Source organism: Sporofaciens sp. St.21A7 (genome assembly GCF_059728535.1).
The window spans coordinates 861,412-874,502 of sequence record NZ_BAAGFN010000001.1; the positions used below are offsets into that span (position 1 = coordinate 861,412).

Below are 13,091 nucleotides of genomic sequence, written 5' to 3' on the forward strand. Positions count from 1 at the left end.
CTATTTTTCTCCTTTGTCCTGTTCTTTTTTCTTCTTCCACATGGTTCGGGCGGAAAACAGGAAAACACCGCCAAGGATCAGGTATAGACCGGTCATTTCCAGATTACCGGAAATTCCACAGTAGATTGCGGCGGCCAGCCAGATGAGAGCGATAAAACTTCGGATATAAATGTGACGCATGATAAAGTCCTCCTTGCTTGAATGAATGATTTCAACTTTGTTTGTGTAACAAAGTATAACTGAAAAACCTACCGTCTGCCAAAGTGTCCGCAAACGGTAGGTTTTTGTCCATGAAATTTTTATCCGATCCCCTTATAGGAGAGTGTAGCGACTGCCCGGAACAGGCTGCCGTCATAGGAGGTCTGCACCATGCCGTCATATTTTCCGGCGGCAGTCTGCGCGCTCTTTAAGCCCCAGCCATGCAAGCCATGCTCCGTCTTCGTGGTCAGGAGCGTCCCGTCTTTTACCTGAATTTCCCCGTCATAGGAGTTCTCTGTCTTTATGACGATCATCTGATGGATGCGCCGTATGGTCAGGGAGACGAAGCGTTGTTCCGGTACGGAAACATTGCCTGCTGCTTCTAAAGCATTGTCCAACAGGTTTCCAAGAATGGCGCAGAGGTCAGCGCTGCGGATATTGGTATTGCGGGGAAATTCCACCTGCACATCCATCCGTATCCGTTTTTCTGAAGCCGCCGCCATTTTGCTGTTAATCAGATAGTCGATGGCGGTATCTCCTGTCCATACCGTATCCGCCATCTCCCGAAGCGGCTCCCAGAGATTGTCCAGATATTCTACCGCCTCTGCATAGTCTTCACGGGCAAGGAATTGCCGCAGCGTGCCCATGTGGTTATGAAAATCATGGAACAATTTTGCATTCACAGTGTAACTGCGGTTCAGCGCCGTATAGTCCCGTTCTAAAAGTTCAGCCTGGCCGGATTTCAACCTGGCAAGCTCTTTTTCCATTACATACTGGCGGTTGAGATTGAGTACCAGTACGGACATCATCAGGATGACGGACAGAATCACCCACATATAGAGCGTGTCGTCAGGGATGGGGAGTATGGTCTGATTCCCCAGTGTAACGACGGCGAGAAATCCGGTAAGCGCGATAGCAGAAGCCAGACGGAACGCCTCCTGTCCGGTCATTTCCGGCTTCCTAATTACGAAAAATGTAAGCAGTATCAGGAGCAGATTCAAGGCCCATGCAGCCCAATGGATGTTGAGAGGAGCGCTTATTACAAAAATATTGGATTTAAGCAGGATTCCCATGCCTGCCCATATCAAAAACTGCCAGAAGGTAACGGCAATCTTATAGAAAATGCTGATGAACAGGCACATCCGTATCTCTGCTTCCTGCATCCGGCTGGCGCATAAGGCCGTCCAGAGGATGACCAGCGCTAATTGGTAAAAAGGAACCGCAGCCGTATTGCTTAGAGAATAGATACCGGCTGTGATTACGGCGATACCCGCCGACCCGGCCAGGATTTCGGCTGCTTTCGGGCGTCCTGCGCTAAGAAGCCTGTGGATGAAGTAGAAGCAGACTGCGGCGCGCAGGCTGTCGGAGGCAATGGTTGAAAATATCATCATAAAGCCTGTCATAGATGCATCCCCCAGTAACGGTTGATCTGCTCTTTGACTTCCTGCAAATGAGAACGGCTGACAGGGAGGGCAGTTCCGTTTTTTAATACTGCCATGCCGGAATTTATCTGCATGATGTGTATGAGGTTGGCGATACAGCCGCGGTCAATGAAGATGAATTCTTCGGAGCCGAGTTCTTCATAGACTTGCTGTAAGGAGCGGCGTACTTTGGACGTACCGGCGGCGGTGACGATGTTTACATTTTTCCCGTCGCGTTCAAGGTAAAGGATATCCTTATAGGGAATCCGTTCAAGACGGCTGCCGGCCTTTATGGTATAGGTCTTTCCCTCTTCTAACGCAAGTAATTTCAGGGCGTCAGTGATTGCCAGACGAAGGCGTTTCCCGATATCATTTTTGGGCACATAGCGGAAGATTGACAGCTCGAAAGCGTCTATGGCATACTCAATGTGGGACGTGATAAAGATAATCTTCACATCGGGAAGGAAAGGCTTGACGGCGGCTGCAAGCTCCATGCCGGAGGGACCCGGCATCTCGATATCTAAGAGGATCAGGTCATAGAAGAAACGGTCTTCCGTGATATCGTACAGAAGATTATCGCTTTTGGTATAGGTGTGGATTTCTCCGGCAAAGCCAGATTCGTTCAGGCATTCTTGTGTGATCAGGGCGTTGGATTTGACGGTTGTTTCTTCGTCGTCGCAGATTGCTATGTGCAGCATGGGAATCACCTCGTTTCGCATGTTTTGGGGGTATTATACTATACCTTATTTGACGAAGTCAACCCGCCCGAAGGGCATGGATTACGGTGCGCCCTTCGGGTATACCTTATCGGATGATAGTCCGCCCGCCCCGACAGGGGCATGGATTACGGCGCGCCTTTTGGGTATAATTTCAGGGGCGCTGTAGATTTTTTTAAAGATTTGTGTAACATTTTCGGGGAGAATTCGTTAAACAAATAAAGAGTGTGAAGTATGGGAAGAAAAAGCAGTCTATCTGTATCTCTATTCTCTCTGTCATGACCATAGGCTTTCGGAGGATTTGATGCAGGAGACATTTCTCAGGGCGTTCTGTTCGATCGAGACTGCAGGGGAGGAACTGCTGCCATGGCTGCTTAGGGGCGCGAGGAATCTGTATCTGGATACATGGCGCAGGGAGAAACGGATGCGGCCGCAGAAGGGGCATGTCAGGCGCAAAGAAGAAACGGATGGGGCAGGCGGAGATGGAAAAAATAGATTTGAAATCAGGGGAATGACCCTGTAAAAAGGGAGGATGCCGGGTCACTGCTATACGCAATGCCCGGCATGTATTATGAAAAAGTTTAATCAAAAATAGTTTAAAACTATCAGTAAATGGTCTGTATCTCGTCTCGAATTACTTCGATGAATTTAGTATAAGCCAGACCTGTGAAGAAACCGTGTTGAAGAAATGAAGGTTTTTTGAAAGATGAATGAACAAATTATGAACAAGGATATATGGAAGATTTTGCCGTGAATAGGTTGGAAAAAATACGAAAATGATTTATACTAAGCAAAGCATGGAATTATTCTGGGATTTTCTGGAATATTCTGTGTGTGTATGATTGTAGTAGGAGGAAAGAAGGTAATGAAGTATATTTCATTTGCAATCCCGTGTTACAATTCACAGGATTATATGGAGCGGGCGATTGAAAGTATCCTGCCTGGCGGGGATGAGGTCGAGATTCTCATCGTAAACGACGGTTCTTCGGATCGTACGTCTGAAATCGCCCACGAATATATGGAAAAATACCCCGGAGTTGTCCGGGTGATAGATAAAGAAAACGGCGGCCATGGAGATGCGGTCAACGAGGGGCTTGGCGCTGCCCGGGGGAAATATTTTAAAGTGGTGGACAGCGACGACTGGGTAGACGAAGAGGCGTTGTGCAGAATCTTGACGCTGCTTCGCAACCTTGACGATGAGGGTGAGCAGATTGATATGCTGATATCGAATTTTGTCTACGAGAAGGTGGGCGCGTCCCATAAGAAATGTGTCCATTACCGCAATGCGCTGCCTCAGGATGAGATTTTCAGGTGGGATGATATGGGGCATTTCCGTCTGGACCAGTATATCCTGATGCATTCTGTGATTTACCGTACGGATTTGCTGAAACTGATTCAGTTAAGGCTGCCTAAGCATACCTTTTATGTGGATAATATTTATGTGTATTACCCGCTGCCCCATGTACGGAAGATTTATTATCTGGATGTGGATTTCTATCGGTATTTTATCGGCAGGGACGACCAGTCGGTGAATGAGAAGAACATGATTGCAAGGGCTGACCAGCAGATTTTTGTTACCAAGACTATGATTGATATGTATGAGTTGAAGAAGATTTCCAGCAAGAAATTAAGGCAGTACATGGTCAATTATCTGGCGATTATGATGACGGTTTCTTCGATTATTCTGATTCGTTCTAAGACGAAGGAAAATATTGAGAAGAAACGGGAATTGTGGAAGTATCTGAAAATGAAGGATTTTAAGGCGTATGTTAAGATACGTTATGGGATTCTCGGGCAGACCATGAATATACCTGGAAAGTCCGGGCGGAAGATTTCGTCGCTTGTGTACAGCGTGGCGAGGCGGATTATCGGGTTCAACTGATTTCTTTTTGAGGGAGTCGGGCCGGAGGCTGCATAATTTGGCTTTTGTGTCACATACTAAAGGAGTACAGGGGAACCGTAGGATTATATCTGTGATGTTTGGCGGTTCTCAGAAAATAAAAAGGAGAATGTGACATGGCGGTTGAATTTCAGGCGAGTAAGACGAGAGAGAATCTAATGCGGGCGTTTGCCGGGGAGAGCCAGGCAAGGAATCGGTATACGTTTGCTGCGGATGCGGCAAAGAAACAGGGGCTTTATTCCATTCAGCAGGTGTTTTTATTTACGGCTGACCAGGAGCGCGCCCATGCGGAAAGGTATTATGATTTGCTAAAGAACCTGTCGGGAACGACGATTGAGATTTCGGGCGGATATCCGGTGGATCATTTTGATGATGTTGTGAAATTGCTGAAGAAGGCGGAGCACAATGAGATGGAAGAGGCGGATGATGTGTATCAGGCGTTTGGAAATGTGGCGAAGGAAGAAGGATTTTTGGAGGCAGCGTCTGCATTTTACCAGATTGCGGAGGTGGAAGCGGTTCACGGCAGGAGGTTTAGGAAACTGGCGGAGTTGTTGGAGCAGAACAAGTATTTTGAGCGGGATACAGAGGGGCAGTGGATGTGCATGAACTGCGGGCATATCCAGTCCGGGAAAATGGTTCCGCCTATGTGTCCCGTATGCCGGTATGAGAGGGGATACTTCATTCCCGTAGAGATTGCCCCGTATCTTGGGTTCGATTTTCTGAAAAAGTAATTTAAAGGTATTATTCCGGCAAATGGGAGATAAAGGCGAGACAGGCAAATATTTTTAAGGAATAGGGAATAAGACTGGCGTTCTTTGGAATACATTACAGTGTAAATTACCGGATAGGTGAAAATGGAACTGTGGAAAATATTTGTGTGAAGAAGGGTTGATATGGCAAGCCAGAAAATTGAAAATTTATTAAACTTGGCATTGGATGCAACACAGGAAGAGCGGGAAAAGTCATTGGAGTTGGAGGTGGGGTATGACCCGGAAGAGAGAGTATGGGACCTGATAGTGAAATATTCGGGAAACCTTGAGGCAGTGAGGGAGTTGGCGTCTAATGTGGTGGAACTTCAGAATGAGTATGCGATCATTACGGTTCGGGAGTCGGACATTGATGCGCTGACGCAGATTCCTGAGATTGAGTATATTGAAAAACCGAAGCGATTATTTTTTGAGGTTGTAAATGGGAGACGGGTATCCTGTATCAATGCGGTGCAGGATACCCGTCTTTCGTTGTATGGACAAAATGTTTTGGTTGGGATTATCGATTCTGGAATTGAGTATGAGAACGCAGATTTCCGGAATGAGGACGGGACGACCAGGATTCGCGCCCTGTGGGACCAGTCGCTTGCACCCGGCGAGGGCAGGATTCCTCCAAAGGGGTATGGGATTGGGGCGGAGTATACGGCAGAGCAGATTAATGATGCCCTTGAGCAGACGACGCTGGAGGGCAGAAGAAGGATTGTGCCAAGTATGGATACCTCCGGGCATGGGACGGCGGTGGCCGGGGTTGCAGCCGGAAACGGCAGAAACAGTAACGGGCTTTATGCCGGGGTTGCTCCGAGAAGTGAATTGTTAGTCGTAAAGCTTGGGAACCCGAAGCAGGAGGGGTTCCCCAGGACAACGGAGCTTATGCAGGGGATTGATTATGTGGTTAGAAAGGCATTGGAATTTCGTATGCCTGTAGCTGTGAATATCAGTTTTGGAAATACTTATGGTTCTCATGACGGAACTTCGCTGTTGGAGAGGTTTATTGACGATATCTCAAATATCTGGAAGAGCTGTATCTGTATTGGCACTGGTAATGAGGCTGCCAGTGCTGGGCATACGTCGGGAGTATTGAGGGAAGGGAGAGAGGAGATTATACAACTGGCAGTACAGAGTAACCAGCCTGCGTTTAGTATACAGATATGGAAAGAGTATACGGATGTGGTGGATATTTCCCTGATGACCCCTGCGGGGGTTACGGTGGGGCCGATTCAGGAGATTCTGGGGCCGCAGAGGTTTACAGTGGGGCAGACGGAGATATTACTGTATTATGGGGAGCCTAGTCCTTACAGTACTGCGCAGGAGATTTTTATTGATATGCTTCCAAGGGAGACTTATGTGGACAGCGGAGTGTGGAGGTTGATTTTAAGGCCCCAAAAGGTGGTGGCGGGGGCATATGAGCTGTGGCTGCCCAGTGAGAATGTGCTGAACCGAGGGACCGGTTTTTTGTTCCCGACAGAGCAGACGACGCTTACGATTCCGTCTACGGCGGGGAGGGTGATTACGGTGGGGGCGTATAATGGGCTGACGTTTGCTTATGCGGATTTCTCGGGGAGAGGGTATACGCGGGAGACGAATCTGGTGAAGCCGGATATTGTAGCGCCGGGAGTGGATGTGACTACAGCGGCGGTGGGGGGAGGGTATGCGCAGTTTACGGGGACTTCTTTTGCGACGCCTTTTGTGACGGGCGGGGCGGCGCTTATGATGGAGTGGGGGATTGTGAAGGGGAATGATGCTTATTTGTATGATGCTGTTATAATTGGACTAAGTTAGAAAAACCTTGAAAAACAGGGGTTTCTGCTTAGTCCATTTTCATTTCATCAGGTTTTCTACACCTGAAATTAAGACAAGTAACGTTACGAAAAGTATAGCACATAAATGTCGGCATGAAAAGCAAATTCGGGTTGACAGTTAGCCGCATTTTGGGTAACTGTCAGCACGAATCCACAAGGGTTTGGGAGTGTAGCTCCCAAGTATTTCAAAAATGGAGGACAAACTATGGCAGCAAGTACAGCGAAAGGTGCAGGGAACAAAGATGCTCGCACAATTACTTTCAAGAACGATGAACACAAGAAATTTTATAAAGAGTATCTGCAGAAATGCAGATGTCAGGATGTGTACCATAAAGCATTGGTGTACTGCCTGGGGATTGACCGGGATACAAGGGTAAATGTAAACAGGATTTATGATTTTAAAACGGGATGCGTAAAAACAGAGTGCCTGATGGAAGGATGGCAGACTAGCGGAAGTGCAAGGATTGTCCGGATGGCGTTTAATCTCTATTGTAATAGCACACCAAGTGTCTACGATACGGAAATTGCGGAGGAACAGTTAAAAGAGTGCCAGTGTTATACGGTGGAAGATTTATTCTGCTGCGGTTATGCCAGATACTTTTGGGAGGCAGTCAAGCTCCGCTATCCGGAATACTGTTTTTACGTGGATATGGAGGATTTATATGCTTAAGATCAGGATGCAGGGGACAAAGAAAGATCTTCACTGGTTTCGGCGGCTTTTAGAGCGGCATGAGGGCATGGATGTAATGTCTGTATCGGAACCGTTTGCGAACAAGGGAACAAATAAATATTTCCGTGTATATGCGGAAGTGGAAAGATCAGAAAAATAGATTAGAGAATCAGGAGGAAAGTATTTATGTGCAGAGTGATCGCAGTGGCAAACCAGAAAGGCGGAGTCGGCAAGACAACGACGTGTGTGAATTTAGGGATCGGGCTTGCAAGGGCAGGCAAGAAAGTATTGTTGGTGGAGGCAGATGCCCAAGGTAGTATGGCTGTGAGCCTGGGGATTGCAGAGCCGGACGAGCTGGATGTGACATTGGTCAACATCATGGAAAAAGTAATCAACGACGAGGACGTAGAGCCTGGGGAGGGCATCATCCACCATGAGGAAGGGATTGATTTTATTCCGGCAAATATTGAACTGGCAGGACTGGAAACGGCCCTGGTAAATGTGATGAGCAGGGAAACGATACTGCGCCAGTATCTGAACAGCATAAAAGGGGAGTATGACTTTGCAATCATTGATTGTATGCCCTCGCTTGGCATGATTACGATAAATGCCCTTGTAGCGGCCGACAGCGTACTAATCCCGGTAGAGGCGGCATATCCTTCCGGTCAAGGGGTTACAACAGCTTATAAAGACGATTGGAAGGGTTCACAGAAAGCTGAACCCGGCGCTTGACATTATGGGGATTCTGCTGACAAAGGTAGACCGCAGGACAAACTTCGCAAGGGATATTTCAGCGCAGATCCGGGAGGTATATGGGAATCGGGTACATATTTTTGAAAATTGTATTCCATTGTCTGTAAAGGCTGCGGAAACCACGGCAGAAGGGAAAAGCATCTATCTCCATGATCCGAAGGGGATTGTGGCAGGCGGCTACCACTCACTGACACAGGAGGTGCTTGCGGATGAAAAGTAAGAGTGCGGAGAAAGTTAGGCTGACATCCTTTGACGACCTGTTTGGTACAGGGGAAGCGGCGGCAGGGGAAACGGTGACATCTGTTCCCCTCAGCCAGTTACATACATTCAAAGACCATCCATTCCGTGTGCTGGATGATGAAAAGATGCAGGAAACAGTGGAAAGTGTGAAGCGGTATGGTGTGCTGATGCCGGGGATTGTGCGCCCGTACCCTACAGGCGGCTACGAGGTCATTGCAGGGCATAGGCGGTGGCGGGCCTGTGAGCTTGCAGGGTTTACGGAAATGCCTGTGATTATCCGGGAAATGGATGATGATACAGCGGTAGTCCTGATGGTGGATACAAACATCCAGAGGGAGGATATCCTGCCGAGTGAGAAGGCAAAGGCATACCGGATGAAATATGAGGCAATGAAGCACCAGGGTAGCAAGGGGGAGAAATATACTGCAGACGCTATCGGGGAAACTGCCGGGGACAGCGGGAGGACGGTACAGCGTTATATCCGGCTATCTGAACTGATGGAAGAATTGCTGGATTATGTGGATGAAAATAAAATTCCAATGGTAGTCGGTGAAAAGCTGTCCTATCTGAAAGCAGAGGAGCAGGCATGGGTTGTGGATGCCATCGGTAATAGCGGCATATTCCCATCGAAGGCGCAGGCAGAGCAGTTAAAGGCAAACAGTGAGACGGGGGAATTGACGGAAGGGAATGTATATGCGGTTTTAATCCGGAAAGAAAAAGACAGTGTGAATGTGACAATCTCTGCGAAGAAAATCCGCAACTATTTCCCTACAGAATATTCCAGGGAACAGATTGAAGATGTGATCTATACACTTCTGGAGGAATGGAAACAGAAGGAGGGAGGGACAACGGATGCAGGAATTACAGTTTGATTATTACCGGGGCATGGAAGCAGAGCAGTACACGTTTTACCGGATTCCGAAGGTTCTGTTTACTGCGGAATGCTTCAAGTCCCTCTCCTGCGAAGCGAAGGTTTTATACGGTCTTTTATTAGACCGTATGAGCCTTAGCATCAAGAACAGGTGGTTTGACGAAGAAGACCGGGTGTATATTATTTTTACGGTGGAAGAGATTGCGGAACTTATGAACTGCGGCACACAGAAAGCAGTAAGGCTCTTAAAAGAACTGGATGCAGATAAAGGAATTGGACTGATTGAAAAGAAACGCCTGGGACTTGGAAAGCCGAATGTCATATACGTGAAAAATTTCATTATCCGGCAGACAGAGGACAAGGAAAGAAGGGAAAAACAGGGCGGAACGCCTGTAAATGCACAGAATGGTGAAAATCACAATTCAAGAGTTGTGAAAACCACAATTCAAGAATTTCCAGAATCACAATTCAAGAATGGTGAAAATCATACTTCTGGAATGATGAAAACCACAATTCAAGAATCTCCAGAATCACAATTCAAGAATAGTGAAAATCATACTTCTGGAATGGTGGGAATCACAATTCAAGAATTTCCAAAATCACAATCTAATGATACTGATATTAACAAGACTGATCTTAGTGATACTGAATTTAGTGAAACAGAGTGTAGCAAGACGGATTTTAACGATACGGAACCAGGTGTGTCTGTTATCCATCCCAATCCTATCCAGTCTAATCTATCTATCCCTGGTACAGCGCCGGATGTGATGGATGAGATGAATGCCTACCGGGACATCATCCAGGAACACATTTCTTACGAGTGTTTTCAGGACGGACGCTATCACCGGAGGGAGGACGTGGATGAGCTTGTTGAGCTGATGGTGGAAGTGATGATGCTGCCGGACAATGGCACAATGCGGATTGCAGGGGTGGAAAAGCCGGTGGCGGTTGTCAAGAACCGGTTTATGAAGCTGGAGCATGGGCATATTGAGTATATTTTAACTTGTCTGGGCGCAAATACAACGAAGGTGGGCAATATCAAGGCTTATCTTCTGACAACGCTGTATAATGCCCCGATGACCATAAGCAATTATTATACGGCGGAGGTAAACCACGATCTGTATGGGAGTGGGTGAGAAATATAGTGAATGTTGATGATAAAATTGTTTTGGCGTTTGCGGCGTGATATACTGGATGCAGACATAGATTGGAGGAAGGTATGAAGATAAGCGAATTTGTAAAAAAAGCGGTAATCCCGGTTGTATCGGCATTGTTTTTGGCGGCGTTGTTCCGTCCGCTGTGCATGGAGAATGGGGAGTGCAATTATCTAAGCCTCTGGTGGTTTATGGGGATTCCGTTTGGCATACATAGGATGTTTTTCTGGATTATCCCGAAAGGCTATGACATAGGCGGCACGGTGGGTATCCTGTTTATCAATGTCCTTGTGGGCGGCGTGATTGGAGGGATCGTTCTTGTCTGGAGATTGCTGGTGGCCGCAGTATATCTGGTGAAAGCGGCTGTGGCAGTGATCAGATGGACAGTGAAAAAGATGGCCGGGAAGCCTTGCGGGGCGTGATTGGCGTGTGAAAGAAACAGAAAAGGATAGGCAATACAGGAATAAATTGAATAACAATCCGTAAAAACAGCTTGATACATGGCTGTTTTTTTGTTGCCCGACTTTACGACACGGTGTCGCAAAGTCGGGGGACAGGGCTTAACGGAATGGCGGCGTAAAGTGGATTCCACACTTTACGACACGATGTCGCAAAGTTCCGGGCGAAGATTCTGACCAGAAAGGAGGTGCATATTGGGCAATCGTGCAGGGTCGCAGGACTTGATTGAATTGGGCAACCGTATCCGTGACCGGAGGAATGAGATCAGCATGTCGCAGGAGAAGGTTGCGGAACAGGCAGGGATCAGCGCTAACACAGTCAGCCGTATTGAGGGCGGGCAGTCTGCGATGTCCATAGAGATATTTATAAAAATGGTGCAGATACTCGGTGTGGATGCGAACGAGCTTCTCGGTGTAAACAGCCAGACAGAAGGGGATGGGCAGTGCCGGAAGATGGCTGGCAATGGAAAACCGGACAGAATCTATGTTAGAACATTTGACAAAGCAGGAGACAGTGGCAGAAATATTAGGGATTCTATCGGCAAGGCAGAAATATGTCATTCAAAAATACTACCTGCAGGAAGAAACACAGGAGCAGATTTCAAAAGAATTAGGCATCAGCCAACAGGCGGTATCCTTAGTGATTTCCCAGGCAATCCGCTGTATCCGTAAAAATCATCCGCTTTTTCAGAATCATACTGCCAACGCAATATGTTATGGGGAGGGCAGGGTATGAGAGGAAAACAGCCGAAAGAGCGGGAGCATTATGTGCTGCGGATGGCAGACGGCACGCTGGTGGAAGTAACCAGGGAGGTTTATTTAGAGTGGTATCGGTCACGGCGAAGGGAGCGGTATCAGAAAGAGCGGAGCCGGAAACACGGCATATGCAGTCTTGATGGCTTAGAGGGCAGGGAGAACGGTTCCGGGCATTTTCAGAATGTGGCAGAGGGATTGGAGGAAACGGTTTTGCGAAATATCTGCCGGGATAAAGTGAGGGAAGTTTTGCATAGCCTGTCTGCAGAGGATGCCAGATTGATTGAGATGTTGTATTTTGCGGAAGTTACAGTAACGGAAACGGCAAAGATTTTTGGATGCAGCCGTAAAACGATACAGAACCGCCGGAAACGAATATTAAAAGAGTTATGCCAGAAAATGAAAGAACAGGGGATTCAGGGCGGGTATTTCTGAACAGTGTATGGTTTCTCACTTTGCGACATCGTGTCGCAAAGTGGAATCCTGCCCTTAAAAGTATTTTATTCGTGCTGTATTTCAAATTCTTCTGGATTGTCTTTGATATTATTTTGTTTATCAGGATTTTCTGTATTAAATTCCGTGACGTATTCAAAAGAATAGGCTTTCCTGTCCTTTTGTACATTTTTTTCAGAAGTAAATACATCGACTGACACACTATTAGGATATCCGTTTATATCAAACGAAAAGCGTGTACTGTGGAAATCATTGTCAAGGATATGCTGTATGATTTCCCTGGAACATGCATCTTTGTCGGACACGTCATCTTCATCGGCAATGACATCAATATCCAACTCATACCAGTTACTGGATGTTGTGTTGCGGGAAGAAATAACATCCATTTCAATGTATTCTTTGGAACACCCGCATATTATGCTGCATGATAATAAAATTAAGATTCCTGTTTTTTTATCTCCATGACCTCCAATGACCTAACCGAATGGTTTGGTTTTGAAAAAAGTATATGATCTGGTGGTAAAATTTGAAAGAGTAAATCTAACCAAACGGTGAGGTGCGATATGCTTTACAGACGGATCAGGGACTTGAGGGAAGATTGTGAATTGCGGCAGACAGATGTGGCTGAATTTTTGGGATGCCATGAGGGTGTGTACAGAAGATATGAGAATGGAGTGCGGGAAATACCGCTATGGGCATTGCTAAAGCTGGCAGAGCGGTATGATGTCAGTGTCGATTATATGCTTGGGATTACAGATAACAGAAGAAAATATGGTGAATAGGGTTGTGGCACATAAATTTCTCATGTCATAACTCTTTTTTTATATCATGTTCTCCTGCAAGGTATTTTGCTTTTTTAGTATTGACTATTTTTCTCGCGCCTAACCAAATGGTTTGGTTTTGAATGGAATGTCCTATCCAATGGTAAGATAAAAAAT

Annotated in this window: 16 protein-coding genes and 2 pseudogenes; 14 read left to right on the forward strand and 4 right to left on the reverse strand. The window is 46.7% G+C overall.

Annotation, left to right across the window (positions count from 1 at the left end):
- The 3 genes from AC6I3O_RS04070 to AC6I3O_RS04080 form a co-directional block, all read right to left on the reverse strand.
- On the reverse strand, positions 1 to 180 hold the full coding sequence (locus AC6I3O_RS04070; RefSeq protein ID WP_497849845.1) for a hypothetical protein: 180 nt from the start codon (positions 178 to 180) through the stop codon (positions 1 to 3).
- 119 nt (positions 181 to 299) lie between these two features.
- Positions 300 to 1,601, reverse strand: a complete 1,302-nt coding sequence (locus AC6I3O_RS04075) for a sensor histidine kinase (protein WP_497849846.1) — start codon at positions 1,599 to 1,601, stop codon at positions 300 to 302.
- A complete protein-coding gene (locus AC6I3O_RS04080; protein ID WP_497849847.1) occupies positions 1,598 to 2,317 on the reverse strand; it encodes a LytR/AlgR family response regulator transcription factor in 720 nt (239 codons plus the stop codon). The genes AC6I3O_RS04075 and AC6I3O_RS04080 overlap by 4 nt, the downstream gene beginning before the upstream one ends.
- 274 nt (positions 2,318 to 2,591) lie before the next feature.
- Between AC6I3O_RS04080 and AC6I3O_RS04085 the strand changes: the two genes are divergently transcribed.
- The 13 genes and pseudogenes from AC6I3O_RS04085 (at position 2,592) to AC6I3O_RS04145 (ending at position 12,135) form a co-directional block, all read left to right on the forward strand.
- Positions 2,592 to 2,858, forward strand: a complete 267-nt coding sequence (locus AC6I3O_RS04085) for a sigma factor (protein WP_497853416.1) — start codon at positions 2,592 to 2,594, stop codon at positions 2,856 to 2,858.
- Positions 2,859 to 3,200: 342 nt separating this feature from the next.
- Positions 3,201 to 4,217 (forward strand): glycosyltransferase family 2 protein, encoded by a 1,017-nt coding sequence (locus tag AC6I3O_RS04090; RefSeq protein WP_497849848.1) that lies wholly within the window; start codon positions 3,201 to 3,203, stop codon positions 4,215 to 4,217.
- A 134-nt stretch (positions 4,218 to 4,351) separates the two neighbouring features.
- Positions 4,352 to 4,966, forward strand: a complete 615-nt coding sequence (gene rbr / locus AC6I3O_RS04095; protein ID WP_491868249.1) for a rubrerythrin — start codon at positions 4,352 to 4,354, stop codon at positions 4,964 to 4,966.
- 162 nt (positions 4,967 to 5,128) lie between these two features.
- Positions 5,129 to 6,781, forward strand: coding sequence for a S8 family peptidase (locus tag AC6I3O_RS04100; RefSeq protein WP_497849849.1), 1,653 nt, complete (start codon positions 5,129 to 5,131; stop codon positions 6,779 to 6,781).
- A 225-nt stretch (positions 6,782 to 7,006) separates the two neighbouring features.
- A complete protein-coding gene (locus tag AC6I3O_RS04105) occupies positions 7,007 to 7,471 on the forward strand; it encodes a DUF6075 family protein (RefSeq protein WP_497849850.1) in 465 nt (154 codons plus the stop codon).
- A complete protein-coding gene (locus tag AC6I3O_RS04110) occupies positions 7,464 to 7,631 on the forward strand; it encodes a hypothetical protein (protein ID WP_497849851.1) in 168 nt (55 codons plus the stop codon). Before AC6I3O_RS04105 ends, AC6I3O_RS04110 begins: the two co-directional genes overlap by 8 nt.
- A gap of 26 nt (positions 7,632 to 7,657) precedes the next feature.
- Positions 7,658 to 8,444, forward strand: a pseudogene (locus AC6I3O_RS04115) (ParA family protein).
- The gene (locus AC6I3O_RS04120; protein WP_497849852.1) at positions 8,434 to 9,336 is read left to right on the forward strand and encodes a ParB/RepB/Spo0J family partition protein; all 903 of its coding nucleotides are present in this window, start codon (positions 8,434 to 8,436) and stop codon (positions 9,334 to 9,336) included. The pseudogene AC6I3O_RS04115 and the gene AC6I3O_RS04120 overlap by 11 nt, the downstream one beginning before the upstream one ends.
- Positions 9,317 to 10,471 carry a replication initiator protein A gene (locus tag AC6I3O_RS04125; protein ID WP_497849853.1) on the forward strand — a complete coding sequence of 385 codons (1,155 nt, stop codon included), beginning with the start codon at positions 9,317 to 9,319 and terminating at the stop codon, positions 10,469 to 10,471. The genes AC6I3O_RS04120 and AC6I3O_RS04125 overlap by 20 nt, the downstream gene beginning before the upstream one ends.
- A gap of 83 nt (positions 10,472 to 10,554) precedes the next feature.
- On the forward strand, positions 10,555 to 10,911 hold the full coding sequence (locus AC6I3O_RS04130) for a DUF6050 family protein (RefSeq protein ID WP_497849854.1): 357 nt from the start codon (positions 10,555 to 10,557) through the stop codon (positions 10,909 to 10,911).
- A 267-nt stretch (positions 10,912 to 11,178) separates the two neighbouring features.
- Positions 11,179 to 11,355: pseudogene (locus tag AC6I3O_RS04135) on the forward strand (helix-turn-helix domain-containing protein); the annotation flags it as partial.
- 76 nt (positions 11,356 to 11,431) lie between these two features.
- A complete protein-coding gene (locus tag AC6I3O_RS04140) occupies positions 11,432 to 11,683 on the forward strand; it encodes a sigma factor-like helix-turn-helix DNA-binding protein (RefSeq protein WP_497849855.1) in 252 nt (83 codons plus the stop codon).
- Positions 11,680 to 12,135 carry an RNA polymerase sigma factor gene (locus AC6I3O_RS04145; RefSeq protein WP_497849856.1) on the forward strand — a complete coding sequence of 152 codons (456 nt, stop codon included), beginning with the start codon at positions 11,680 to 11,682 and terminating at the stop codon, positions 12,133 to 12,135. Before AC6I3O_RS04140 ends, AC6I3O_RS04145 begins: the two co-directional genes overlap by 4 nt.
- Before the next feature lie 65 nt (positions 12,136 to 12,200).
- Here AC6I3O_RS04145 and AC6I3O_RS04150 read toward each other — a convergent pair whose 3' ends face one another.
- Positions 12,201 to 12,539: a hypothetical protein gene (locus AC6I3O_RS04150; RefSeq protein ID WP_497849857.1), complete on the reverse strand. Its 339-nt coding sequence runs from the start codon at positions 12,537 to 12,539 to the stop codon at positions 12,201 to 12,203.
- 177 nt (positions 12,540 to 12,716) lie between these two features.
- Between AC6I3O_RS04150 and AC6I3O_RS04155 the strand changes: the two genes are divergently transcribed.
- Positions 12,717 to 12,935: a helix-turn-helix domain-containing protein gene (locus tag AC6I3O_RS04155; RefSeq protein WP_497849858.1), complete on the forward strand. Its 219-nt coding sequence runs from the start codon at positions 12,717 to 12,719 to the stop codon at positions 12,933 to 12,935.
- Positions 12,936 to 13,091: the final 156 nt, after the last annotated feature.

Coding starts and splice junctions, on each gene's coding strand:
- AC6I3O_RS04070 (WP_497849845.1), bottom strand. CDS start 180: ATGCGTCACATTTATATCCGAAGTTTTATCGCTCTCATCTGGCTGGCC.
- AC6I3O_RS04075 (WP_497849846.1), bottom strand. CDS start 1,601: ATGACAGGCTTTATGATGATATTTTCAACCATTGCCTCCGACAGCCTG.
- AC6I3O_RS04080 (WP_497849847.1), bottom strand. CDS start 2,317: ATGCTGCACATAGCAATCTGCGACGACGAAGAAACAACCGTCAAATCC.
- AC6I3O_RS04090 (WP_497849848.1), top strand. CDS start 3,201: ATGAAGTATATTTCATTTGCAATCCCGTGTTACAATTCACAGGATTAT.
- rbr (WP_491868249.1), top strand. CDS start 4,352: ATGGCGGTTGAATTTCAGGCGAGTAAGACGAGAGAGAATCTAATGCGG.
- AC6I3O_RS04100 (WP_497849849.1), top strand. CDS start 5,129: ATGGCAAGCCAGAAAATTGAAAATTTATTAAACTTGGCATTGGATGCA.
- AC6I3O_RS04105 (WP_497849850.1), top strand. CDS start 7,007: ATGGCAGCAAGTACAGCGAAAGGTGCAGGGAACAAAGATGCTCGCACA.
- AC6I3O_RS04110 (WP_497849851.1), top strand. CDS start 7,464: ATGCTTAAGATCAGGATGCAGGGGACAAAGAAAGATCTTCACTGGTTT.
- AC6I3O_RS04120 (WP_497849852.1), top strand. CDS start 8,434: ATGAAAAGTAAGAGTGCGGAGAAAGTTAGGCTGACATCCTTTGACGAC.
- AC6I3O_RS04125 (WP_497849853.1), top strand. CDS start 9,317: ATGCAGGAATTACAGTTTGATTATTACCGGGGCATGGAAGCAGAGCAG.
- AC6I3O_RS04130 (WP_497849854.1), top strand. CDS start 10,555: ATGAAGATAAGCGAATTTGTAAAAAAAGCGGTAATCCCGGTTGTATCG.
- AC6I3O_RS04140 (WP_497849855.1), top strand. CDS start 11,432: ATGTTAGAACATTTGACAAAGCAGGAGACAGTGGCAGAAATATTAGGG.
- AC6I3O_RS04145 (WP_497849856.1), top strand. CDS start 11,680: ATGAGAGGAAAACAGCCGAAAGAGCGGGAGCATTATGTGCTGCGGATG.
- AC6I3O_RS04150 (WP_497849857.1), bottom strand. CDS start 12,539: ATGGATGTTATTTCTTCCCGCAACACAACATCCAGTAACTGGTATGAG.
- AC6I3O_RS04155 (WP_497849858.1), top strand. CDS start 12,717: ATGCTTTACAGACGGATCAGGGACTTGAGGGAAGATTGTGAATTGCGG.